This is a genomic window from Dactylosporangium sp. CA-233914, from assembly GCF_050942935.1.
In the GTDB taxonomy this organism is placed as follows: domain Bacteria; phylum Actinomycetota; class Actinomycetes; order Mycobacteriales; family Micromonosporaceae; genus Dactylosporangium.
In genome coordinates this window covers 9,648,777-9,671,706 of record NZ_CP192030.1, presented here as the reverse complement: position 1 = coordinate 9,671,706, position 22,930 = coordinate 9,648,777, and the positions used below count along the sequence as shown (strand labels likewise).

Sequence of the window (22,930 nt, the reverse complement as noted above, 5' to 3'; positions counted from 1 at the left end):
CCTCAGTAGGTCAGGGCCAGGTCGGCGTCGGTGCTGGGGCCTTCAGGGTCTGCGGGGTCCGGCTGCGCGGCGGACCGTGAGCTGCTCAGCGGCTGGCTGCTCAGGTGGCGTACCAGGCGGAGCCAGACGACCGCGAGGATGCCGTAGACGGCGGTGAAGGCGAGTAGGGAGGCGAGCACCTCGCCGCTGGTGAGCCCGGGGGAGATGCCGTCGGCGACCTTGGACAGCCCGAATGCGATCCACGGCTGGCGTGCGGTCTCGGTGAACAGCCAGCCGAAGGTGTTGGCGGCCGCCGGCAGCAGCGGCACGAGCACCGCGAACCGGACCAGCCAAGGGGCGGGCGTGCGGCCGCGCCGGGTCCGCCACAGATAGACGAGTGCGAACAGCATCGCGACCATCCCCGCGCCGATCATCGCGCGGAAGGTCCAGAACGCGACCGGGATCATCGGGATGTAGCTGCCGGGGCCGTAGGCGGCGGCGTACTGGGCCTGCAGGTCGTTGATGCCCGCGACGGTGGCGTTCGGGTCGCCGGTGGCGAGGATGGACAGCAGCCGGGGCACCTCGATGCTGAAGAACGGCTCGCCGCCGCCGGGGCGGCCGACCGCGAACACGGAGAACGGCGCACCGGTGGTCGTGGAGTACAGGGCCTCGGCCGCGGCCATCTTCATCGGCTGGACCCGGGTGATGACCTTGCCGAGGTGGTCACCGGTCAGCGCGGTCAGCGCGCCGCCGGCCAGGGTCATCCAGGCCCCGAGGCGGGCGAGCGTGGCGAACGCGGGCGCGTCGCGATGCCGCTGCTCGTCGTCCGGTGCGCTGCGCCGCGGCCAGGCCCGCCACGCGCCGACGGCCAGCAGCAGTGCCCCGCCGACCATGACGGCGCCGGCTGCCGTGTGCGGGAAGGCGGCGAGGTTGACCTCGTTGAACAGCAGTTCGCGGAAGCTGGTCAGGTGGGCACGGCGGGTGACCGGGTCGAGCTCGTAGGCGACCGGGTGCTGCATGAAGGAGTTGCCCGCCAGGATGATGAAGGCCGACAGCAGGGTGCCGACCGCGACCACGACGATCGTGGCCAGATGGACCTTGCGGGGGAGCCGGTCCCACCCGAAGTACCACAGGGCGAGGAAGGTCGCCTCGAGGAAGAACGCGAGCATGCCCTCGATGGCCAGGGTGGGGCCGAAGACGTCGCCGTAGAAGCGGGCGAACTCGCTCCAGGCGAGGCCGAACTGGAACTCCTGTACCAGGCCGGTGACCACGCCGACGGCGAAGGTCACCATCAGCAGCTTGCCGACGAGGAGCGTCAGTTGCCGGTAGCGGTCGTGGCCGGTGCGCATCCAGGCGATCTGCAAGCCCGCAGCGGCCGCCGACAGGCTGATCGACAGTGGCACGAACAGGTAGTGGTAGATCGTGACCACGGCGAACTGCAGCCGGGTCAGGTCGAGCACGTCGAGCCCCATGATTCCCCGTCCTTGATACGACAGCCTGTAGTACACACTACATGGTGTAGTACTACCTGCTACGTAACCTGGCTTACACTTGGGGCATGGCTGGACTGGGAGCGCTCGAACGGGACGTCATGACGCAGTTGTGGGATGCGGACGGCCCCCTGACCGTCCGGCAGGTCCACGAGCGGCTCAGCCGGCACCGCGACATCGCCTACACCACGGTGATGACCGTGCTCGACCGCCTCGCCAAGAAGGGTGTCGTCGCCCAGCAGAAGGCCGACCGGGCCTACCGCTACACGGCCACCCAGACCCGCGAGGAGATGACCGCGGCGCTGATGCTCGACGTGCTCAGCGCCACCCCCGACGGCCCGGCCCGCGACGCGGCCCTCGCGCACTTCGTCGGACGTGTCGGCCCGGCCGGGGCGGCAGCGCTTGCCGCAGCACTCAAGGCCGCCGAGAACCGGTGACCGCAGTCCTGCTCGGCGCGCTCGGCCTGACCCTGTCGCTGGTCGTGCCAGGGCCACTGGCCCGGGCCCGCTGGACCGCGCGGGCACCCGTCGCCGCGGTCGTGCTCTGGCAGGCCGTCACGCTCGCGGCCGTCCTGTGCGCCCTGGGCGTGGTCCTGGCCGGCCCGGAGGAACTCGTCCGCTCCGTGGGCGCCGGCGCTCACCTGACGGTCGCCGCGCTCGTCGTCGCCCTCGCCGTCGCCGCCGTTGTCGTCCTGCGCCTGCTGGTGTCCCTGGCGCAGGTGGCGTACCGATCGCGGGTGCGCCGCGCCCGGCACCGTCTCCTGCTCGACCTGCTCCACGGGGTCGAGGAACACGGCCGGTTCGACGAGGACGTCCCGCCCGGCGTGCTGCGCGTCCTCGACGGCAACGTGCCCTTCGCGTACTGCCTGCCCGGGCGATCGCCCCGCATCGTGCTCAGCCAGGGCACCCTGCGGGTCCTGACCACGCAGCAGATCGCCGCGGTCCTGGCGCACGAACGCGCCCACCTGCGTGCCCGCCACGACATCGTGCTCGAGTCATTCACCGCCTTCTACCGGGCCGTGCCGAGCCCGCTGCGCAGCCGCGCCCCACTCGACGCCGTGCACCTCCTGCTGGAGGCCTGCGCCGACGACGTCGCCGGCCGCCGGCACGACACCGCATCCCTGTGCGGCGCACTGCTCACGCTCGGCGGCTCCGCCGACGCGCTCATGGGTGACATCGAGCCGGATGGTCAAGGCCGCGACGTCGAGCGGGAGCGCCAGTGGCGACTCGACCGGCTCGCTCCCGGCGCCCCAGGCCCGGACTTGCGGCTCAGCATCGCGGTGTACGCCGTCGCCGCGGCGATCCTCGTGCTGCCGACCGTGGTGCTGGTCGTGCCCTGGCTCGATCAGGCACTGCGAACCTGGCCGCTGTGACCGGGTCGCTCCGTCTGGAGGAGTACTGCGGCGGTGTTGTCCTCTGCCTGCGGACGGAGGTCGTGGGGCCTGCGGGGTGTCTATCGTCGGGGCGTGGCTTTGGTGGATGCGACGCCTGGCGAGCGGCTGGTTGCCTGGCTGCGTGCTCGGGTCCTCGCCGTTGACTGTGCGGTTGCAGTAGGGCTGGCCGTGGCGTGTGCGGTGTTCGGGTTGGTGACGCGGGCCGGTGCCGGGTATCTGACGCTGTCGTTGTTGCTGTTGGCTGCGCTGGCGCTGCGTAGGGTGCGTCCCGAGGTGTGTCTGGTGGCGGTGGCCGCGGTCATGCTGCTGCAGTGGTTGACCGTGGGTGGCAGCAGCGGCGCGCTGCCGGCCGATGTCGCGGTGCCGATCGCGATACACGCCGCCGCGGCGTACGGGAGGGCGTGGGCGGGCTGGGCGGGTTTGGCGGTGGCGTTGGTCGAGGCGGTTCTCGCCGGGGTGATGCTGCCCCTGCTGCCGAGCCCGGCCTGGGCGCATCTGCTGGTGGGTGCCTTCTTCGCGAGCAGCGGGTTGGCGGCGTGGGCGATCGGTAGCCTGCAGTGTGTGCGGCGCCGCCAGGTCGATGCGCTCGCCGAGCGGGCACGGCTGTTGGAGATCGAGCGCGATCAGCAGGCCCGGCTGGCCGTTCTCGGTGAGCGGACCCGGATCGCCCGGGAGATACACGACGTGGTCGGGCATTCGCTCGCGGTCGTGATCGCGCAGGCCGATGGTGGCCGGTACGCCGCAACGGCGGAGGCCGCGGCTGCGGCGCTGGCCGCGATCGGTGAGCACGCACGGCGCGCGCTGTCGGAGACCCGCCGGGCACTGGGTGTGCTGCGCGACGGCGACGAGTCCGCCGGCCGGCCCGAGGGCTTCGAGGCGCACCAGGCCGGTGTGGATGACCTGCCCGGTCTCGTGGAGCGGATTCGGGTCGGCGGGCTCGCGGTCGACCTGACCCTGGACCTGCCGCCTGCGAGCCTGGAGCCCGGGCTGTCGCTGGTGGCGTACCGGATCGTTCAGGAAGGATTGACCAACGTGATGAAGCACGCTGGTTCGGACGCATGTGCCGAGGTCGCGGTGCGCTGGAGCCGGCGGTTGCTGGAAATCGACGTGCTGGACAACGGACGGGGTCCGGCCTACGCGTCGTCCGGCGCCGGCTACGGGTTGGCGGGCATGCGCGAGCGCGTCTGTGCGTTCGGTGGGACGGTGACCCTGGCGGCCCGGCCGGGCGGTGGGGCGGCGTTGCGCGCCCGGATTCCGGTGCCGCGGTGACCGGCTCGGCGGTGCGGCCGGTGCGGGTGCTGCTGGTCGAGGACCAGGCGCTGCTGCGCGCTGGGCTCCGGATGGTGATCGACTCGCAGCCGGACCTGCTGGTGGTCGGCGAGGCCGGCGACGGGCTGAGCGGGGTGCACCAGGCGCGGGTGTCGGGGCCGGACATGGTCGTGATGGACGTGCAGATGCCGGTGCTGAACGGGATCGAGGCGACCCGGCGTATCCAAGCGCTGCCCTCACCGCCCAAGGTCGTCGTGCTCACCACGTTCGACCTCGACGAGTACGCGGTGGCGGCGATCCGGGCCGGTGCCAGTGGCTTCCTGCTCAAGGACGCGCCGCCGGAGGAGATGCTCACCGCGTTGCGTGCGGTGCACTCCGGCGACGCGGTGCTCGCGCCGTCGACGACCCGTCGTCTGCTCGACCAGCTCGCGCCGGCCCTCGACCCGCACGCCGTGCGGCTGATGGCCGCGCTGACCGCACGGGAGCGGGAAGTGCTCACCGCGATGGCCCGCGGATGGCGCAACGCGGAGATCGCCCAGCGGTTCAACGTCACGGAGGGCACGGTGAAGACCCACGTCAGCCAGATCTTGGCGAAGCTGGGCGCACGGGACCGGGTGCGGGCGGTGGTCCTGGCGTACGAGGCGGGGGTGGTCCGGCCCGGCGAGCGGTAGGTCGGGGGCCGGACCACACCGGTCAGCTGCGCGTGCAGGTGCGGTCGCCGGCCGGCAGCACACCGTCGAGCAGGTAGCGCTCCACGGCGGTATCGACGCAGGCGTTGCCGTCCGCCAGGTACACCCCGTGCCGGAACGCACCGGCGAGGGTGAGCATGCGGGAGCCGTGCAGGGCAGCGTGCATGGCGAGTTGTTCCGAGTACGCCGCCACCGGGTCGCCGCCGGCGCTGACGATCAGGGCGGGGTGGTTGTTGTCGACCGTGGTCGCCGCCTCGATCGGGTTCGTCGGCCAGAACGCACACGGGGTGATGTTGCGGAACAGCGGTCCGTAAAGCGGTTCGGTCGCGAGGTGTTCGCGGATGTCGCGCCAGTAGGTTTTCGGGTCCCGCGAGGCCGGGCGCTCCGCGCACTGGTTGGCGGTGGTCGCGCTCATGCCGAGCTCGGCAAGCACGTCGGTACTGGCGTAGAGGGCCAGCGTCTGGTCGAGGTCGGAGCTCGGGGTGACGCTCACGCCGTTCGCGGCGTCGCGCAGGTTGCGGACCTTGGCGCTGAAGCCGGCGTAGGCGGCGTCGGTGTCCTCGACGGTGAGCAACAGCCCGGCAATCTCGCTTCCCTCGACCTGGTGGGAGCCTACCTGCAGGGGGCGCCGGCGAGCGGCGGCATAGATCCGCTCGACGCCGGCCAGCACCGCCTCGGTGGTGGCGCCCAGACCGTACTGGCGGTTGCGCTGCGCCGCCCATGCCGCCCAGTCCTCGAGCGCGGCGGCGTCCGCCACGCCGAGGGGGCGAGTCAGGCCGGGGCCGTAGATGCCGGGGTCGAGCGCACTGTCCAGCACGATCCGGTCCACCCGGTCCGGGAACATCTGCAGGTATACCGCGCCGAGATAGGTGCCGTAGGACCAGCCGAGGTAGGAGATTCGGGGTTCGTTGAGGGCGGCGCGCACCAGGTCCATGTCCCGGGCGATGTGACGCGTCGAGGCGAACGGCAGCCGATCGCCGTAGGGTGTGCAGCGCGCCGCCAGTTCCTTGGCGTTGGCCACGCTCGCCTCGAAGCTGCGCTGGTCGGGGGCGGCGAACTGCCTGGCGCGCAGGGCGAGATTGGTGGGCCAGCCGCACTCCAGCGGGGTGCTCAGCCCGAAGAACCGCGGGTCGATCCCGACGAGGTCGTAGCGGGCCGCGACGTTCGGTGCGCCGCGCGGCGACAGCCCCGGCAGCCCCACCGCGATGGCGGTCACTCCGTCCCGGGACGGGCCGGGCCCGCCGGTGTTGACGATCAGCGTGCCCAGCCTGTGCGCGGTGTCCGTGGCCACGCGCCGGGCCAGCGCGACCGTGATCGTCCGGCCGCCGGGATCGCGATAGTCCAGCGGAGCCCGGATCTCGCCGCATTGCGCGCCGGCGGCCGCCAGCGCCGCGCCGGTCTCGTCATCCGGCCCGGTCGCGCAGGCGTGCCACGCAATGCTCTGCCGTTCGAACGTGGGTCGTTGGCCTGGCTCAGCGCCACCGCCGGTGCCGGCACGAGCCGACCCAACCGAGACCACGGCCGTGACCGCGGCCAGCAACGCGATCCACAAGATCCAGCGGCCGCCGAAATGTCGGTTCGCCGCGGTCCTGGATTGGTTCATCGTGACCTGCCCGTTCCAAACGTTGACGAGGTCCGCGCGAACCAGCGCGGACGCGGCGGGAAGGCCGCCGCAAAACGCTATGGCGCATTGCGTGCGCGGGTCATCGCACACCAGACCGAAGTCTGTCGCGGACATCTCCGTCCCGCGACAGACGCCCCCAGACTCAAAGACAGAGACGACACCCACGGCCGCTGACCGCCCGGCCCCTCGACTCCAGGGAACCCGTCAGCACCGCAGTCCGCGATGTCGCCGCCGCGGACGCCGGCCCGACCGTGCGGTTGCGGTGGCCGCCCTACACGTCCGAATTCGTTGCCACAGGCGTGTGCGGCCACTCGGACCGCTTGATCAGCTGCGGCGCGACATGAGTCTTTAGAGGCTGCGCAGCCACTGGCGGAAGCGGTCCAGGCCGGTGGACGGCGCGCGCGGGGGCGCCACGGACAGCCCGCGGCGCAGCTCGTCATCGGTGGCCGGTCGGGCGTCCAGGACGGCCTGGCGCAGCAGCGCCCGGTCGACCCGCAGGCCGCCGAGCACCGCGACGTCCACCGAGCCGCGGTGCATCACGTAGCCCTGCTGCTCGTGGCGCCGGAAGTAGGTGAGATCCGGCCCGTCGGCGGCGCACTCGTCGGTGCCGAAGCACAGGTCGCCGGAGCGTGCCCCGCTCACCCGCAGCTCGATGCCGACGCTCAGCGCACCGCCGCCGGTGAGGTCCGACGGGGCGTACAGCATGCCCGGCGGGATGCCCATCGGCTGGCCGGTGTAGCCCGGGACCGTGGCCGCGTACACGTCGGTGAGGCTCGCACCGGCCGGCCCGAGCTCGGCGGCGGTGGCCGGGTGCAGGCTGGTCACCGCGGCCCGCAGCGCGTCGTGGGAGACCCCCGGGGTGCCCAGGACGGTCACGTAGTAGCGGCCGGCGGTCACCTGGTACCCGTGCTGGATCTCGTTGTGCCGGTACACCAGCCCGCCGTCCTCGACCGTGCAATCGCCCCACGCCAGGCGCGAGTCCTGCGCGGTCACCTGCCCGCACAGCTGCTCGCCCGTCATCGCCTGGTCGGTGGCGGTGATGGAGATGTACCGGTCGGGCGGGATCTTGGCCGGGTCGGCCGGGCGAAAGCTCCCGACGCCCAGCCCGTGCCCGAAATCGCGGTCGGGCGCGTACCCCGGGATCGCCACCACGTAAGCAGTGTCCCGCGACAGCCCGGCCGCCCTCAGCCGCGCGTCCAGATCCTCCCCGGGGTCGCGGCGCAGCGCCACCAGCCCGGCCGCGAGCAGCATCACAACGGTCCCAGCGGCGGCGGTGCGCACCGCCCAGCCGCGCACGAACAGCGCTGCGGTCAGGGCGAACGACACACCGCCGAACAGCACCCACAGCTCATGGCTGTCGCTCACCCGCGGCCCGACAGCGTCGGTGACCGCCCAGCCGGCGACCCAGCCGATCGTGCCGAACACGGCGACGAGCACCGCCCAGAACACGCGGCCGACGACGGTCCTGCCCAGCGGCGACGCGTCCCGGGTGACGGTGACGACGCCGGTCAGGGCCGCCACCACGACCACCGCAGCGATCGCGAGGGCGGCGACCCCCGCACCCTCGTTGCGGCCGAACGCCGCGCTGAGCACGGCCCAGAGCGTCATCGGCAGCGCGGCCGCGCCGACCGCCCCGGCCCCGACAAGCTGGCCGGCGATCAGCACCCTCTCGTTGCTTGGCTCGGACAAGCTCGGCTCGGACACGTATCAAGCATTCCAGCCGCCGCGCGCCCGAGCCGCCGTGCAGATACTCAGTTCTGGCTGAGTACCGCGACCGGGCCGCCCCGAGGCTCCGGCCTCTCACCGGCCCTGACGCACGAGCCGGCGCGCTCGTGCTGCGTCGCCCACGTGCTCACGGTCAGCTCGGTGGCCGACGTCCAGTTGAGCGACTATCGCAAGCGATGGGTCATCCTCCACCAGGTGGACCATCGCGTCGATTACGCAAGCACCGTCGGGATTCGGGTCCTTGACCCCATCGAGGACTACCCACGAGTTGTCGACCGTGTGAATCACTGTGAGCGCGGGCATCTCGCCGTCAGCGACCGTCCGCTGCACCGTAGCGCCGAGTTGGGGCGGGAAACGGCCGTCCGGGAACGGGAACGGCACGTGTCGGAACACTTCGTGGGCCACGACCGTTCATCCTCGTATGCGCCCGCTGACTGCAAACGACGTCACCAGTTGGTCATGCCAGCTCATCAACTCGGCGGTATTCGGTAGGGAACCTCGACGTGCCCGATGTCGTAGTGCAGCACGTCGAGGCTGATCATTGCAGGAGCGCGCCCCGACCTGTTCTTTCAGCCCGGTCGCGGCGCACGCCTCCAGGGCTGCCGGGAGTTCGGTGCGAAGACCGGCCAGGTCGCGCGCAACAATATGGTGCGGTTCATGTGGCTCGGCCGATGGCGTGGCCTTGTTTGCGCAGTTGCTGGGCCCAGCCCTGCGCGGTGTACCGGGGAACGTTGAAGTGATCGGCGAGGCCGCTGATGCTACCGACCTGCTGGTAGGCGGCCATGACATCCTCGGCGGGTGGCATTCGCCGGTAGGCTCGCTCCCGGCTCTCCACCGGCATGGCGGCCCGTCGGGCCGCTCGGACTCGCCGTGGACGGCCTTCCGCGATCTCCGTCGCCGGCGTCTCCGCTGCTGCGGCCTCGGCGGTGGCGGGTCGGCGCCGGGATCGGGTCGGCGCCGCCTTGGTGGCGGGTGAGGGTTCCGGCTCAGGGTCACCGCTGCCCTGCCCCGCCGCCGTGGCGATCTCGGGTTCGGCTTCCATGACTGGTCCTTCGGCGCCCAACGCGTCGGACAACCACTGCAACGCCCGCCGACGGCCGGCGGCATCCAGTGAGTGCAACACCTGATACGCCGCTTCCACCGCAGCAAGCTCTGACAACGCCATCGCGAACACACTCCAGATCGATGATTGTCGGGCAAGCCTAACCGAATACCTGAAGCAGGCGAAAACTGCCGCCCGGCTCGGCCGTTCCAGGTCACCGATCCCAGTCCAGCGGCGTCACGTGACCCAGCGGGCGACACGATCCGCGTGGGATGAGCACAAAGCCTTGCTAGCCTTCGCACGCTATGGTCTTGGCCCACTTGACGAGCGTGCCGGCGACCCCGCCGTCAGCGATGACGAACCGGACAGGGCTGGCCGCGTCCATGCTCAATATCGTGATCTTCGCGCCTGTCGCGGTTCTCGACGCCGGCGGCCAGCACAACCTCAATTGCCGCAATCCGTGTGTCGTTATGGATTGAAGTAGTTTGAAGCCCGGTTGAGGCGGCTGCTGGCTGCCTCTACCGGGCTTCGGGGCTGGGTTGTGCGGGATTCAGATGAGCCAGCGGTTGCGCTGGACGATGCTCAGCTTGGCCCAGCGGCGGCCGAGGCCCCAGGTGTGGCCGGCGTAGGCGGCGGCCAGGACGATGAGCACGACGGCGTAGACGACGTGGTAGTCGGTGAGCGGGTTGGTCGAGCCGGTGGGGGCGCCCTTGGCGGTGTGCTGGGCGAGGGGCCACTCGGCCAGCCACATGCCGGCCATGATGAGGGTGCCCGAGGCGGCGGCGACGCGCAGGCCGATCCCGGCGATCAGGGCCAGGCCGATACCGAGCATGCCGAACATGAACAACCAGTTGGCGTACCAGGTGCCGGCGATGGTGTGGAAGAAGCCCTGCAGCGGTCCGGCGTCCACCGAGGCGAGGAAACCCTTGGTGGGGTTGCCGCCGTTGATCCACGCCTTGGCCTCAGGAGTGCTGTAGCCCAGGCCGAAAGTCTTGTCGAGGAACGCCCAGAGGAACACGAACCCGGTGGCGTAGCGCAGCACCGCCAAACCCTTGGCAGCCGTCTTGGTGAGCATGCTGCCCGGGGCCTCGACCCGCTCAAGGTGGTTGACCCGGTGAATGTGTGCGGTGCTCATGGCTCTCGGCCTCCTGCCGTCTCCCTGTTGACACACACATCGTCATCCCGGACCGGCACCAGACGCCCGGGCCGAACCTCCCCAATCACACGGGACCGAAGTCACCCCACCACCGGGACAACAAACCCGCCACCACCTGATCACCAAGGCCGGCACCAAGGGCATCGTGAACCTGACCAAGCTCGCACCTGTCGTGGTCGGGATGATAGGCGGGCGGGATCAACCGTCACGACAATGCTCGCCGACGTCAGACTCCGCGACGTGCAGATCGCCGCCCGCCACGCCGATCCGCGAACGACCATGCGCTACGACCGAGCCCAACAACCTCGACCGGCTACGGCATCGCCACCTGCATGGCCCCAGGCACATCGCCACGGCTCGCACGTGATCATGGCTGGGTGGTTCATTCGACGGTACGTCAACGCCGTCACCGGTCGCGCTGCGGTATGCCCAAGGCTTGCCGCTCATGCTGGGAACACCGTGATGCGGCGTAGGCCGTTGTGGTAGTCGACGGCGGCGACCCGCCGGCCGTCGGGCGACAGTCCAGCGCCCGCGAACTTTCCCGCTCGCACCAGCCGGGCAGCGCGGGCTGCGACGTCGACCATCCAGAGGCCCTCCGTGTCGTCGTGCGCGGCCTGGATCAAGAACAGTGAGCCGTCCGGCGTGGCTGAAACCCGGCCGACGTTCGAGAACCCGCCGACGACCGCGGTTGCCGCGCCGGTGAGGCCGGCTGGGGCGAGATACAACGTCCACTCCGCCGCGTCGCCGGTGTCGTCGGTAGCCAGGGCGGCGATCTGTGCGGGATCGTCAAGCGTCACCGGGAACCTGACCCGGCCGGTGTCCGGACAGGCCGTCGTCCCCTGGACGGACCAGCGACTGGACGGCCAGGGCCGTCCATCGAACGACGGCCCGGTCTCCATCGCCTCGACGCGTTCACCGACGACGCGGACGACACCAGCGCAGGGACCGGTGGCGACAGATTCGTACGCCGTCTGGCCGGACCACACCACGTCCAGCCCCGGCGGCCCGACCAGAGCCGAGGTAGCGCCGGTGACGCGGTCTACGGCGAGCAGGCGGACCCTGAGCTCGTCAGCCTCGAAGCAGCCGGCCGCCACAGCGAGTTCACCGCCGGGCCGGCGCTCCGGCCGCAACAGCGCGGATCGGCAGTCGGCAGCCTGGACGGCGACCGGCTCAGCGGCCGCCCGCCCGTCACGCCACCGCCACAGCTCATCTGGGCCGTCACCGTGCAGCGGGGCGACCGCGAAGTACAGCCCATCATCGAGCCAGACCGGCCAGTACGGCTGGCCACTGCCGCTGAACCGCACGACGTCACCGTCGTTGTCGCCCTTCGGTGACATGCCGCAGCCGGCCAACGTGAGCCCCAGGAGTACCGCCATCCAAATAGCCCGTTTCACGACCGACGAGTGTAGGCACCGTACGGGCGAGGCCACGTCCCCGCTGGCCGGTCGGCAGAGGTGCACGTCTTGCAGATTCGGCCGTCGAGCGCCGGGACAAGATAACCCGCGGGGATCAGCAGAGCCCCTGGTCAGCGGGTGACGCCGGCCAGGGGCCCCGTTATGCGATCACCCTACTTCAGCCGTCGGACTCCGCCGCCGGGATGTAGGCGCCCGGCACGTCCTCCGGCGCGACGATCTTGTCCTCGCCCGGGTACGGCTGGGTCCAGTCGTGCGCCTCGTACCACGTGAGGTGGTTCATCTGCGCGGGGTTCGCGGAGTCGGCCTTGGCGTCGGGGCCGGTGAGCCGCTGCTGCGACTTCCAGTTGTCCCACTTCGCCGCGACCGCCTGCTTGTCCGCCGGTACCGTCGCCAGCGGTGCGGCCGCGGCGATGGGGTTCTGCGCCGCGGGAACGTCCGCGCCGCAGGTCGGCAGAGTCTTCAGACCTGCGGTCAGCGAGGTCCGGTTGGGCACCGCGGTGAACGGCGTGAGGTCCGCGCTCTGGGTGAACGCCCCACGCATCGGGCTGGCCGCGCTGTCCTTCTGGTTCATCGGCTTGATCCCGAGGATCTGCTCGATGGTCCGGATCATCGTGATCTGCGAGTAGTAGTGGCTGTCGACGACGCCGTGCCGGGCCCAGGGGCTGATGATCTGGATCGGGGCACGGTGGCCGTCGACGTGGTCGAGGCCGGCCTGGGAGTCGTCCTCGACGACGAAGATCGCCGAGTCCTTCCAGTACGGGCTGTGCGAGATCGTGTCGACGATCTTGCCGACCGCGAGGTCGTTGTCGGCGACCTGAGCGGCTGCGTTCGCCGGACCACCGGTGTGGTCGCTGGACAGCCAGAACATGTTCAGGTTCGCCGGCCCGTTCTTCTCGAAGTCACGCTTCCAGATCTCGGACCGGTAGATGTCCGGGACGTTGAGGTCGTACTTCGGGTAGCCGGGCACCGACACGTTGTTGAGCGACGGGATCGGCGACGACGACACCAGGCGGTAGGCAGTGTCCTGCCCGGTCGCCGCCATGTTCTTGGTGTCGCAGTACAGGTTCTGCCAGCTCGCGCCGGCCGGCTTGGTCAGGAACTGGTGGAACTCACCGAAGTTTCGCACGGTCTTCCCGGCCGCCTGCGCACCGGTCCAGATGAAGCCGGTGGTCTGGTGGCCGAGCGCGTCGTCCTCGGTGTCGTAGCTGCGCAGGTACTCACCGGCCGAGGACTCGGTGTACTCCGGGTTGTCGGCCTGCATCAGCCAGTTGTGACCCTCGGCGGAGTTCGTGCCGATGTCGTACGTGTTGTCGTACAGCCCGAACTGCTTGGCCAGCGCGTGCTGGTTCGGCGTCACGTTCTCGCCGAACTGGGCCAGTGCCGGGTCGCCGTTGCCCTGTGGGATGTCACCGAAGACCTGGTCGTAGGTCCGGTTCTCCTTGACGATCAGGAAGACGTGCTTGATCGTCGAGGGCTCGCCGAGCTTCAGCGGGACCGGCACCGGCTTCTTGCCGGCGTCGCCCTCGGTCAGCGTGACCGAACCGCCGTGCCAGCCGTTCTGGGTGAAGACCTTGCCGGTCTCGGACTTGATGACGTCGTCGCTGGGCAGCTTGAACCGCTGCAGGCTCGACGTCGTGTCGTGGGTGCCGCGCCCGGCGCTGCTGGTGGGGCGGCGAGCGTCGATACCGCGGGTGTTGGACACCACCACGTCGTCGCCGACGGTGGTGATCTCCGCGGGGAAGTAGTCCGTCGGGAGCAGACCGACGTAGCTGACCGGCTCCAGCGGGGTCTTGTACCGGTAGACGGCGACCGCGTTGGCGCGGCCGAGCGTCACCAGCAGGTGACCGTCGTCGGTGAGCGTCACCGCGTCGGGCTCGTAGCCCACCGAGGCCTCCGGCCACGGCTGGGTCGCGATGGTCTGGACCACCTTGTCGCTGGCCGTGTCGATGACCGACACGTCGTTGGTGGCCGTGTTGGTGACGAACAGCGCCCCGTTCTTGGCGTACAGGGCGGTCGGGTGCAGGCCGACGTCGATGCTCGCGACGGCTGCCGCCGGGTTCGCCAGGTCGATGACGCTGACCGTGCCGCTGAGGGTGGCAGCGGTCACCTGGTCGGCCAGCACCTGGGTGCCGTAGGAGTTGATCGTCGGCTCGCCCGGCTTCGCCGGACGGCCGCCCTCGTTGCTGATGTAGAGCTTGTTGCCGACCTTGAGCATGTCACGCGGGGCGTTGCCCACGGCCCAGCTCTGCTTGACGGTCCCGGTCGCCGTGTCGATGGCGACCACGCGGTTCTGGCCGTTGACGGCCGAGTACACGGTGGAGCCGTCGGGCGAGAAGACCGCCTCGCCCACCAGTGCGCGCTTGGACCCGTCCTGCGCGATCTTGATGAACGTCGGGTTGGCGAGGCTGCCGTCCGGGTTCACGGTGAACTTGCGGTAGCCGTCGGCCTGGCCCAGCCACAGCTGCGAACCGTCGGGCGAGTACGTGGGGCCTTCCTGGCCCACGTCGTTGCCGCTGATGCGCAGGTTCGCCGCCGCGTTGTTGCCGACGAGCTGCTGCACCTTCCAGTTCTTGAGATCCACGATGGCGAGCGCCATCCCACCGTCGGTGACCGAGGCCGCGAGGTGGGTGCCGTCCGGGCTGACCGAGGACGACATGATCTTGCCGTTGTTGATGACGAGGCGTTCGCCGATCGGGTCGATGTACTGGTCGCCGGATACGACCAGGCCCTTGTCGGTGTTCTGACCGACCTGGTCGGTGCCGAACTCGTGCGTCTGGGCGAAGCCGATGCCGGTGCCGGTGGCGACAACGGCAACAGCGGTGGTGCCTGCCGTTACGAGCGGCATCCGGCGGATGATGCGTCGACCGAGAAGGCCTAGAGGGTCCTTCTCGACACGCCGACGACGGCGTGTTACTTGCATTGAGCTATCCCTTCCGGGTGGTGTGGAGCAGTTCGACGTTGCCGTCGAACTGCCAGAGCGGGTTCGGTGCGTCCCCGGTAGGGGTGCGCACCAGGAAGTAGCCGTTCACTTCCTTCGGTCCGTCGCCGTCAGCGACGAACCGCCCGTCTGCGGTGACGTCGAGTTGGTAGATGGCGGTCCCGGTGGCCTCGACGTCGGGGAGATGCCATGAGACGATGCAACGCCAGTCGTTGCCCGGTCCCTGGGCGGCGACCTTGCCGCCGCCCTTGGTGCACGCCGCCGTCACCATCAACTGCGCTTCGGTGACGTCGGGGCGGTTGAGCTGCCTGGTCTGGATGCGGTAGAGATGGGCGAACGCCGTGGCGACCGAGCGCTGCACCTTGTCCTGCTCGATCCCGGAGCCCGTGGCCGGGGTCGCCTCGGCGACGACCGCGACCGTCACGGCGAGCAGCCCGGCCAGCGGCAGGACTCCGGCGGCGACCGTGCGGCGCCCCGAGCCGTCGTAGCTCGGGTTGGTGAAGTCGCGCCGCAGGAAGAGCAGGTAAGCCAGCGCGGTCGCGGTCACGGCCCACGCCAGGCTGACCATGATGCCGATCAGGAGCGGCCCGAGCTGTGCCGGGCTGGTGAACAGGCCGTTCCAGGCGATGAAGGCGTAGCCGGGCAGGGCGAGGCGTACGGTGACGGGCAGCGGCAGCATCTGGGCGAGCTGCATCGCGAGCGCGACGAGCGCGGGCAGCAGCAGTCCCATCGGGGACCGCCCCAGCGCGACCGACCCGAGCAGTCCGATCGCGGCGAGCGCCAGGGTCGGGGCGAGCACGCAGACCCAGGCGAGCAGGACCTTCCCGGCGGTATCCGCCGGCGTCAGCAGGTGGCCGTCGAGGCCGACCAGCGGCAGGTTGCCGACCGCCGCGAGCCCGCCGGCCGCGCTGGAACAGGCCAGCCCGGCCACGAGGAGCAGGATGACGGTGAGGCTGGCCAGTGCCTTCGCCGCGAAGATCCGCCGCGGCGACCGAACCGCCACGAGCAGGTGGCGCCAGGTGCCGAGCCGGTCCTCGGAGGCGAACACGTCGCCGGCGACCACCGAGGTCAGCAGCGGGAGCGCCCAGGTGCCCGCGAAACCGAGCACCACCAGCGGCCCGGCCCACCCCGTGGCGTGCATCCAGCGGCCGAAGAGGGTGTCGACGGGCAGCGTACTCTGCTGGCTCACCGCGGCGACGAAGAGCGCCGGCGCGATCCAGCAGGCGAGGACCAGCAGCCGGATCCGCCATTGCGAGACGAGCTTGACCAGCTCGAAGCGGTAGCCGCGCGCCACCGAGACGGGGCGGGCACCGGGGTCCTTGTCGACGTCGTCGAGGGCGACGGTCGCGGTCATCGTTCGGCCTCCTGCTGCTCGGTGAGGGCCAGGAACGCGGCCTCGAGCGGCGACACCACTGGTGCGAGCTCGCGCACCCCGATGCCCGCGTGCACGAGCCGCGCCACCAGTTCGTCAAGGGCGGGCACCAGCGCGCGCACGACGAGCACCTCGCCGTCCTGCCGTGCCCCGGCGTCGTCGGCGACGCGGATCCCGGCGGTGCCGGCCGCCAGCGGGCGGGCGGCCTGCGGGTCGGAGGTGATCAGCCGGTAGTCGAGTTCGCGGTTCTCGGCGGCCAGCTTGCTCAGCGGGCCGGAGAAGACGACCCGTCCGGTGGCGAGGATGGTGACCTCGGAGCACAGCGCCTCGAGGTCGTCCATGCGGTGGCTGGAGAGCACGACGCTGGTTCCTTGCGCGGCGAGCCGGGTGAGGACACCGTGCACGTGCCGCTTGCCGGCCGGGTCGAGGCCGTTGGAGGGTTCGTCGAGCACGAGCAGCCGGGGCCTGGTGAGCAGGGCGGCGGCGAGCCCGAGCCGCTGCCGCATGCCGAGGGAGAAGCCGTTGGCCCGGTCGTCGGCGACATCGATGAGCCCGACCTGGTCGAGTACGTCGTCGATCCCCGCCGTCCGCGCGTCGCGGCCGCGGAGAGCGGCCAGCGCGGCGAGGTTCTGCCTGGCGGTGAGCGAGGGGTAGAGGCCGGGGCCGTCCACGAAGCCGGCGACGCCGTCGGGAGCGGCGAGCGCCCGCCCGACCGGCGTACCCAGGATCTCGAGGCGGCCGCTGTCGGCGACGGCCAGGCCCAGCAGGAGCCCGAGCAGGGTCGTCTTGCCGGCGCCGTTCGGTCCGACGAGGCCGTGGATTCGCCCCTGCGCCACATCCAGATCGATGCCGTCGAGCGCGACGACTTCGCCGAAACACTTGGTGATCCCGCGAGCCCGGACTGCGCGGACTTTGCCCATGAAAACCTTCTTTCGTTAACCGCAAAGGGAACCTAGGGACGTCAATCAACGCGATCGAGGTCGGCGGGTTGAACGTTTTCGGAACAGGAGACAACCGAAACTCGATTCGCAGCGTCAGTACTCCGGAAGCTTCGACAATTCGGAGTCTTCGCTGGTGGCAGTCTGTTTCGGCGCATTCTTGGCGCCGATTGTCACACCATTCCCCAAATAAACGGCGGGGCAGGCCGCCAATGCATTACACGATTGCGGTACATCTCACAGTGCAATGCTGGCAATTGGCGAGATTCATTCATCTTGTTCTTGCCGTCAACGGATTGTGGTCGTACGGGCACGCTGTGCATCGGTTGCGGCGAGCGGACCTGCTGCGGTTGGAGCGGTCCGGAGACGTTCCGCGGCGGCTTCTACGGCCTCGAACCCGTCATGCCGATGTCACCGTTTCGGCGGGATGTCATGCCTGATGAGCATGGCTTTGGCCGGCCTCGTGGTTCTGCGCGAGGGGCAGGAAGAGCTCGTCGACGATCGATCGGATGCGTGCGGGCTTCAGGGGTTCGAGGTTCATGAGCAGGTCGTGGCGCACCAGGTCGAACGGCAGGGCGAGCACCGCGGCCGGGATGCGTTCCAGGTCGATCTCGCCGCGGTCGTGGGCGCGCTGGTAGATGATCCGGACGGGCGAGAGATGTTCGGCGTCCATGACCTTCTCCCGGGCCTGTGCGGGAGTCAGGCCGGTGTCGGTCAGCAGCCCTGAGAAGGCGGCGGCTGCGGCGATGGCGAAGAAGCCGGCAAGGGCTTCGCTCAAGGCCGTCAGTTGGGCGAGCAGGTCGCTGCGCAGGGCGCCGGTGTCGGGGACTGCGACCGGGTTGGCGTTGCGGTGGTGCTCGATCGCGGCGAGCACGAGCTGGTCCTTGTTGGCCCAGCGGCGATAGAGCACGGGCTCGCTGGTGCGGGCGCGCACGGCGACCGATTCCATCGTCAGACGGCCGTATCCGACCTCGACCAGGTCATCCCAGGCCGCGACGAGCAGAGCGGACTCGAGCTGCTTGCCGTGCCGGCGACGGCGGACGGGCTCGGACGACTCTGCAACCACCACCCCACGATAGAAAGCGTTGACTTCCTTAGCAAGCGTCCGTACCGTGGCTAGAAAGCTATTCCTTTCTTGAATCGGGATGAGATGACCGAGACAACGACGACGAAGCCGGCACCACAGGACCGGGATTGCGTGACGGCGCTGATCGTCGGGGCCGGCCCGACCGGGCTGACGCTGGCCTGCGAGCTCGCCCGCAGCGGCGTCTCCTTCCGCCTGATCGAGGCCGCCCGCGGCCCGCAGCCCGGCTCGCGCGGCAAGGGCATCCAGCCGCGCACCCTCGAGGTGTTCGACGATCTCGGCATCGTCGATCGCGTGCTGGCGAACGGCCAGATGGCGATGCCGCTGCGTTCGATCGCTCCCGATGGGGATGTGACGCTGGGCGGCGCGGAGCCCGAGGCGTTGAGGAATCGGCCCGACATCCCGTATACGACGAGCCTGATCACACCCGAATGGCGGATCGAGGAAGCGCTACGGCTGCGGCTGGCGGAGCTCGGCGGCGCGGTCGAGTTCGGCACCGCGCTCGGCGGCTTCGAGCAGTCGGACGCGGCCGTGTCGGCGTTCGTGGTCAAGGACGGCGAGGCCGAGACGATCACCGCGCGCTGGCTGGTCGGCTGCGACGGCGGCCACAGCATCGTCCGCAGGCAGGCCGGCATTGCCTTCGAGGGCGAGACCCGCGAGGAGGTCCGGATGATCATCGCCGACGCCGAGGTCGACGGCCTCGATCGCGACGCCTGGACCATGTGGCGGCATGAGGAGGGCGTCCTCAGCCTCTGCCCGCTGCCCTCGACCAACGTCTTCCAATACGCAGCCGCCATCGTGCCGGGACAGGACACCGAGCTCAGCCTCGCGAACATGCAGGCGATCCTCGAGCGGCGCACCGGCCGCACCGACATCCGCCTCCACGAGCCGCAGTGGTCGTCGCTGTGGCGCGCCAACATCCGCCTCGCCGACCGCTATCGCGAGGGGCGCGTGTTCCTCGCCGGCGACGCGGCGCACATCCACTCGCCCGCCGGCGGCCAGGGAATGAACACCGGCATCCAGGACGCGCACAACCTCGCCTGGAAGCTCGCGGCAGTCGCAAAGGGCGCCTCGCCGGCACTGCTCGACACCTACGAGGCCGAGCGGCGACCGGTCGCAGCCGACGTGCTCGCGCTCTCCAACGCGCGCCTCAGACAGGTGCTCGAGGAGAGGGGCATCTCCACCCGCCGCGATGAGAGCACGATACAACTCGGCGTGAACTATCGCGGCTGCGCCTCGGCGCGCGACGACCGTGGCGAGACCGCCCCGCTCCGTGCCGGCGACCGCGCCCCCGATGCGACCAAGCTGATGACGGTGGACGGCGAACAACGGCTGTTCGACCTCACGCGCGGCGGACGCTTCACCTTGCTGAGCTTCGGGACCGCGCCCGCGATCGGAGCCGCTCCGGCCGCCCTCAGGACGCTCCGTGTCGTCGGACGACCGACCGGCGCCGACGACATCGCCGACACCGAAGGCCATCTCGCCGACGCCTACGGCGCGACCGACCACACCCTCGTCCTGATCCGCCCCGACGGCTACGTCGCGCTGATCTCCGACGCCGGCGACATCTCGGCAGTGTCGGACTACCTCGCCGCGATGAGCTGAGCCGTAGCGCTCGACCCGAGCGACGCGACCGATGTGCCGTCGCCGTGCGGGCACACCTCCAGCAGTACCGCATCCTGCGCCTGACGGTCGAACGCGGCCCGGGCGGTCCGCGCGAGCGCCACCTCATGGGCGAACAACCCCTCACGTCCCGCGTCGGACGGCCGGCGCGGGCCGGCATCACGCGGGGATGCCGGCGGTCAACCTCGCGCCGTGGCCGGGCTCGCTCGATACCGTGAGGTCGCCGCCGTGGGCCCGGGCGATCGACAGTCCCAGCCAGCTGCCGCCGCTGATGCGGCTGCGCGAGCGGTCGAACACCTTCGGCAGGTCCGCGGCGGCGATCCCGCGGCCCGTGTCGGCCACCTCGATCACCAGGCGCCCGTCGCACACGGCGGAACGCGGACGACGCCTGGTAGACGACGACACCGGACGCCGTCACCGCGGCCGCGACGGCCGGCGCCCGGCGCGATCGGTGCAAATGTTCGAGGGCTACGCCGGGACATCCGCATCGGGCTTCCGCGCTGAAGTCGAAGCCGAGCAAGCCCTCAGCCGCGGCGAGGAACTGGCCCTCATGGTCGAACGCCACGACCGCGGCCGCCTCGCCGTCCTGCACACCGGCCACCGGACGCCGGTGATTCCCCCTTTTCCGGGCTCCAGTCGTATGCTGGTGCGCCCGCACGAGCTCCCCGTCCGGCCGGCCGTCGTCGTGGACCCGCGCCCACGTGCCGTTCGCGGTCCACCGCCGCAACCGCTCGTGGTGGGTCTTCCACGGCCCGTACCGTTCCGGCATATCCCGCCACGGCGCACCCGTGCGCAGCTTCCACAAGATTCCGTTGATCACCTGCTGATCAACGCTACTGCCCCGACCGCACACCCGGCTCCCGACAGCACCGACTCCCGCAACGACGGCTGCACGTTCCCCGTCCGCAGCATGACCGCAATCCCTTGCGCATGAACGACTTCTTGTCACCACCATTGTGGCGGCCAGGCGTGTGCGGCGCAGCCTGACACGCCGAGAACCGTCGATATACTTTTTCAGGTCGAAGTAGCTAAGCGCCGTGGAGCAGTGTGCCGTGCCACGCCTGCCACATCATCGCTATTCCGCTCGCCAGGAACACCAGCCCGAAGAGCCTGGCGAGGATGTTAACTATCAATCGGAGTTCAGCGCGTCGCTGCGGAGTCAACTGGGACGGCGGTCCAAACGGGTTATTCCAGGGACGGGCCGATTTAATACTCCGTTCGGCCGGGTAGTCGACGATGCCCCGAAAGTTCGCCACAAGTGCGAGGCCTGCAAGGGCCATGAGCAAGCCGATTACGACCTCGGCAGGATCCTTCGGCATCAGCGTCGTGTCCTTCCGGGGTCACCATGGGCGCTGCGGAGGCTGCGGAAGCGGGTGAGGCCGCACCGGTGATCATGGAGTTCTCGACGCCCTGTGACACCACAAGTACCTCGCCCGCCAATGGCATCATCCCTCATTCCGGCACTGGCCGTCACCGCGCCCGTCGCGAACACCGCACCCGCACCGGTCACCGGCGGTGAGCAGCACGGGCTGCTGCAAGCCCTGGCCGCGGTCCCGGACCCACGCGACCCGCACGGCATCCGCTACCCTCTGTCCGGGCTGCTCACCGTCGCGGTCTGCGCCGTCCTGGCCGGCGCGTCGTCGTTCGCCGCGATCAGCGACTGGCTCCACGACCTCGACGAACAGGCCAAGGCCAGACTCGGCTTCGCTCGCCGGGCACCCGCGGGCACGACCGTGTGGCGGCTGCTGACCCGCCTCGATGCCGGGCTGCTGACCGGGGTCCTCGCCGGCTGGCTGCGCACCCGCACCCGGCCGGGGCCACGGCGTCCACGCAGATACCGGCAGGTCATCGCCATCGACGGCAAAACCCTGCGCAGCGCGCGCCGCCCCGACGGCGGTCACGTCCACCTACTCTCCGCCCTGGACACCGCCACCAGGGCCCCGGCAAAGTCGTTTAGGTGATGCCGAGTAGGGCGAGTGGGCGGTTGGCGTTGCGGGCGTGGTGGCGGTTGGCGGCGGCGATGTTGGTGGCGCCGGCGAGGCGGAGGGCGCCGATGGCGGCGTTGCGGAGGGTGGCCATGACCTGCGGGCCGGTGCCGGTGCGGATCTGGGATCGGTCTTCGTCGTAGGTGACGTCGCGGACCCAGTGGGTCTTGTTCTCGATCGACCAGTGCCCACGGATCCAGTCGGCCAGGTGGAACGGTTTCGCTTGGTGGGCAAGGAGATCGGTGATCGCGTAGACGGTCTCGGTGGTGAAGCGCCGCGGCTCGTCGAGCCGTCGGCGGCGGCGCCGGATCCGGATGGCCTGCGCGGCGTGGGGGAAGTCGATGCCGGTCGACACGGACAGGACCTTCAGGGTGCGGATCTCCCGACGTCCGTGGCCGCGGGCGGTGTCCCGGTCGGCGTCGGGCACCAGGCTCCAGGGCAGCCCAGCCAGCTGGTGGTGGAGGCTGGGCTGGTTGCCCTTGACCGTCAAGATCCAGTGCGCGCCCCGCTGGTTGAGGTAGGCAACGTGGTCACGCTGGCAGTGCAACGCGTCTGCGGTCACCACGACATCGTCCAGGTTGTCGACCTGGTCCAGCAGGGCGGCGAAGCGGGTGATCTCGTTGGTCTTGGTGTCGACATCGGTGCTGGCCAGGACGACGCCGGTGTCCTGGTCGGCGGCGGCCAGGACGTGCCGGGCGGTGGTATCGCGGGTCCGTGAGCCGCGCAAGGTCTTTCCATCAACGGCAAGTGCCTGCCTGCGGCCGGGCGCCGGAGCCGCAATCCTTGCGGCGAGCCAGTTTCCGATGGCTGCCGCGAGCAGGTCAGGATCGATGGCCTGCAGCAGCCGGCGGATCATCGCCTCGGACGGTCGGCGGTCCGTGTCGATCCCCAGCACCACAGCCGTGTCGGTGGGGAGATCTGCGACCCATTCACCGATCGCGGTGTAGGAGCGGTAGCCGGCCACGACCGCGCAGACCGCTGCGGTGACGACGACCGTGAGCTGATGTCGGATGCCCCGGCGGGCGCGTGGATCCGGCACCCGAGCCAGGGCTGTGGGCAGGCCGCAGTTCAGTTCCTGCGTGCTCAGTCCGGCCGGTGCGGCGGACAACGAGGCGATCAGCGATGATGGCGATGCGGGCATGACTCACTTCGGAAGCGATCAACAAGGCGTAGAGAACCTCGATGATCTTCTGAAGCGGTCATGCCCG

Annotated in this window: 20 protein-coding genes and 1 pseudogene; 8 read left to right on the top strand and 13 right to left on the bottom strand. The window is 70.2% G+C overall.

The genetic code is table 11. The features are described 5' to 3' along the window. Nucleotides 1–2: 2 nt before the first annotated feature. Entirely contained in the window at nucleotides 3–1,451 is a 1,449-nt protein-coding gene (locus tag ACQPY0_RS42895) for a cytochrome ubiquinol oxidase subunit I (RefSeq protein WP_432974395.1), read from the bottom strand. An 86-nt stretch (nucleotides 1,452–1,537) separates the two neighbouring features. On the opposite strand from ACQPY0_RS42895, the gene ACQPY0_RS42890 reads away from it, so the two are divergent. From ACQPY0_RS42890 to ACQPY0_RS42875, 4 genes are all read left to right on the top strand, one after another. Beyond that, a complete protein-coding gene (locus tag ACQPY0_RS42890; RefSeq protein WP_432974393.1) occupies nucleotides 1,538–1,906 on the top strand; it encodes a BlaI/MecI/CopY family transcriptional regulator in 369 nt (122 codons plus the stop codon). Then, nucleotides 1,903–2,841 carry a M56 family metallopeptidase gene (locus tag ACQPY0_RS42885; protein WP_432974391.1) on the top strand — a complete coding sequence of 313 codons (939 nt, stop codon included), beginning with the start codon at nucleotides 1,903–1,905 and terminating at the stop codon, nucleotides 2,839–2,841. The genes ACQPY0_RS42890 and ACQPY0_RS42885 overlap by 4 nt, the downstream gene beginning before the upstream one ends. Before the next feature lie 93 nt (nucleotides 2,842–2,934). After that, nucleotides 2,935–4,131 carry a sensor histidine kinase gene (locus tag ACQPY0_RS42880; RefSeq protein ID WP_432974389.1) on the top strand — a complete coding sequence of 399 codons (1,197 nt, stop codon included), beginning with the start codon at nucleotides 2,935–2,937 and terminating at the stop codon, nucleotides 4,129–4,131. A gap of 71 nt (nucleotides 4,132–4,202) precedes the next feature. Further along, a complete protein-coding gene (locus ACQPY0_RS42875) occupies nucleotides 4,203–4,802 on the top strand; it encodes a response regulator (RefSeq protein ID WP_432995595.1) in 600 nt (199 codons plus the stop codon). 22 nt (nucleotides 4,803–4,824) lie between these two features. Here ACQPY0_RS42875 and ACQPY0_RS42870 read toward each other — a convergent pair whose 3' ends face one another. Next, complete coding sequence (locus tag ACQPY0_RS42870; RefSeq protein ID WP_432974387.1) at nucleotides 4,825–6,423, bottom strand: alpha/beta fold hydrolase; 1,599 nt, start codon at nucleotides 6,421–6,423, stop codon at nucleotides 4,825–4,827. Nucleotides 6,424–6,792: 369 nt separating this feature from the next. Beyond that, the gene (locus ACQPY0_RS42865) at nucleotides 6,793–8,148 is read right to left on the bottom strand and encodes a hypothetical protein (protein WP_432974385.1); all 1,356 of its coding nucleotides are present in this window, start codon (nucleotides 8,146–8,148) and stop codon (nucleotides 6,793–6,795) included. A gap of 162 nt (nucleotides 8,149–8,310) precedes the next feature. Between ACQPY0_RS42865 and ACQPY0_RS42860 the strand changes: the two genes are divergently transcribed. Beyond that, nucleotides 8,311–8,661, top strand: coding sequence for a hypothetical protein (locus tag ACQPY0_RS42860; protein ID WP_432974383.1), 351 nt, complete (start codon nucleotides 8,311–8,313; stop codon nucleotides 8,659–8,661). Nucleotides 8,662–8,824: 163 nt separating this feature from the next. On the opposite strand, the gene ACQPY0_RS42855 is transcribed toward ACQPY0_RS42860, so the two are convergent. Continuing rightward, complete coding sequence (locus ACQPY0_RS42855) at nucleotides 8,825–9,343, bottom strand: hypothetical protein (protein ID WP_432974381.1); 519 nt, start codon at nucleotides 9,341–9,343, stop codon at nucleotides 8,825–8,827. 188 nt (nucleotides 9,344–9,531) lie between these two features. Between ACQPY0_RS42855 and ACQPY0_RS42850 the strand changes: the two genes are divergently transcribed. Then, entirely contained in the window at nucleotides 9,532–9,690 is a 159-nt protein-coding gene (locus tag ACQPY0_RS42850; RefSeq protein WP_432974379.1) for a hypothetical protein, read from the top strand. A 71-nt stretch (nucleotides 9,691–9,761) separates the two neighbouring features. Here the strand turns inward: ACQPY0_RS42850 and ACQPY0_RS42845 are convergent, their stop codons facing one another. The 6 genes from ACQPY0_RS42845 to ACQPY0_RS42820 form a co-directional block, all read right to left on the bottom strand. Beyond that, nucleotides 9,762–10,346 (bottom strand): hypothetical protein, encoded by a 585-nt coding sequence (locus ACQPY0_RS42845; protein WP_432974377.1) that lies wholly within the window; start codon nucleotides 10,344–10,346, stop codon nucleotides 9,762–9,764. A 464-nt stretch (nucleotides 10,347–10,810) separates the two neighbouring features. Next, complete coding sequence (locus ACQPY0_RS42840; RefSeq protein ID WP_432974375.1) at nucleotides 10,811–11,761, bottom strand: hypothetical protein; 951 nt, start codon at nucleotides 11,759–11,761, stop codon at nucleotides 10,811–10,813. Nucleotides 11,762–11,939: 178 nt separating this feature from the next. Beyond that, nucleotides 11,940–14,627: a bifunctional YncE family protein/alkaline phosphatase family protein gene (locus ACQPY0_RS42835; protein WP_432974373.1), complete on the bottom strand. Its 2,688-nt coding sequence runs from the start codon at nucleotides 14,625–14,627 to the stop codon at nucleotides 11,940–11,942. 79 nt (nucleotides 14,628–14,706) lie between these two features. Then, nucleotides 14,707–16,074 (bottom strand): ABC transporter permease, encoded by a 1,368-nt coding sequence (locus ACQPY0_RS42830; protein WP_432974371.1) that lies wholly within the window; start codon nucleotides 16,072–16,074, stop codon nucleotides 14,707–14,709. Beyond that, nucleotides 16,071–17,012, bottom strand: coding sequence for an ABC transporter ATP-binding protein (locus tag ACQPY0_RS42825; protein WP_432974369.1), 942 nt, complete (start codon nucleotides 17,010–17,012; stop codon nucleotides 16,071–16,073). Before ACQPY0_RS42825 ends, ACQPY0_RS42830 begins: the two co-directional genes overlap by 4 nt. A 448-nt stretch (nucleotides 17,013–17,460) precedes the next feature. Beyond that, nucleotides 17,461–18,096, bottom strand: a complete 636-nt coding sequence (locus tag ACQPY0_RS42820; RefSeq protein ID WP_432974367.1) for a TetR/AcrR family transcriptional regulator — start codon at nucleotides 18,094–18,096, stop codon at nucleotides 17,461–17,463. Between the two features lie 132 nt (nucleotides 18,097–18,228). Here ACQPY0_RS42820 and ACQPY0_RS42815 point away from each other — a divergent pair, with 132 nt between their 5' ends. Further along, nucleotides 18,229–19,719: an FAD-dependent oxidoreductase gene (locus tag ACQPY0_RS42815; RefSeq protein ID WP_432974365.1), complete on the top strand. Its 1,491-nt coding sequence runs from the start codon at nucleotides 18,229–18,231 to the stop codon at nucleotides 19,717–19,719. Between the two features lie 177 nt (nucleotides 19,720–19,896). Here ACQPY0_RS42815 and ACQPY0_RS42810 read toward each other — a convergent pair whose 3' ends face one another. Both ACQPY0_RS42810 and ACQPY0_RS42805 read right to left on the bottom strand, forming a co-directional pair. After that, nucleotides 19,897–20,106 carry an ATP-binding protein gene (locus tag ACQPY0_RS42810; protein WP_432974363.1) on the bottom strand — a complete coding sequence of 70 codons (210 nt, stop codon included), beginning with the start codon at nucleotides 20,104–20,106 and terminating at the stop codon, nucleotides 19,897–19,899. 247 nt (nucleotides 20,107–20,353) lie between these two features. Continuing rightward, a pseudogene (locus tag ACQPY0_RS42805) lies at nucleotides 20,354–20,584 on the bottom strand (transposase); the annotation flags it as partial. A gap of 592 nt (nucleotides 20,585–21,176) precedes the next feature. On the opposite strand from ACQPY0_RS42805, the gene ACQPY0_RS42800 reads away from it, so the two are divergent. Further along, nucleotides 21,177–21,698 (top strand): transposase family protein, encoded by a 522-nt coding sequence (locus ACQPY0_RS42800; protein WP_432974360.1) that lies wholly within the window; start codon nucleotides 21,177–21,179, stop codon nucleotides 21,696–21,698. On the opposite strand, the gene ACQPY0_RS42795 is transcribed toward ACQPY0_RS42800, so the two are convergent. Then, nucleotides 21,691–22,863 carry an ISAs1 family transposase gene (locus ACQPY0_RS42795; protein WP_432974358.1) on the bottom strand — a complete coding sequence of 391 codons (1,173 nt, stop codon included), beginning with the start codon at nucleotides 22,861–22,863 and terminating at the stop codon, nucleotides 21,691–21,693. The genes ACQPY0_RS42800 and ACQPY0_RS42795 overlap by 8 nt on opposite strands. Nucleotides 22,864–22,930 lie beyond the last annotated feature (67 nt).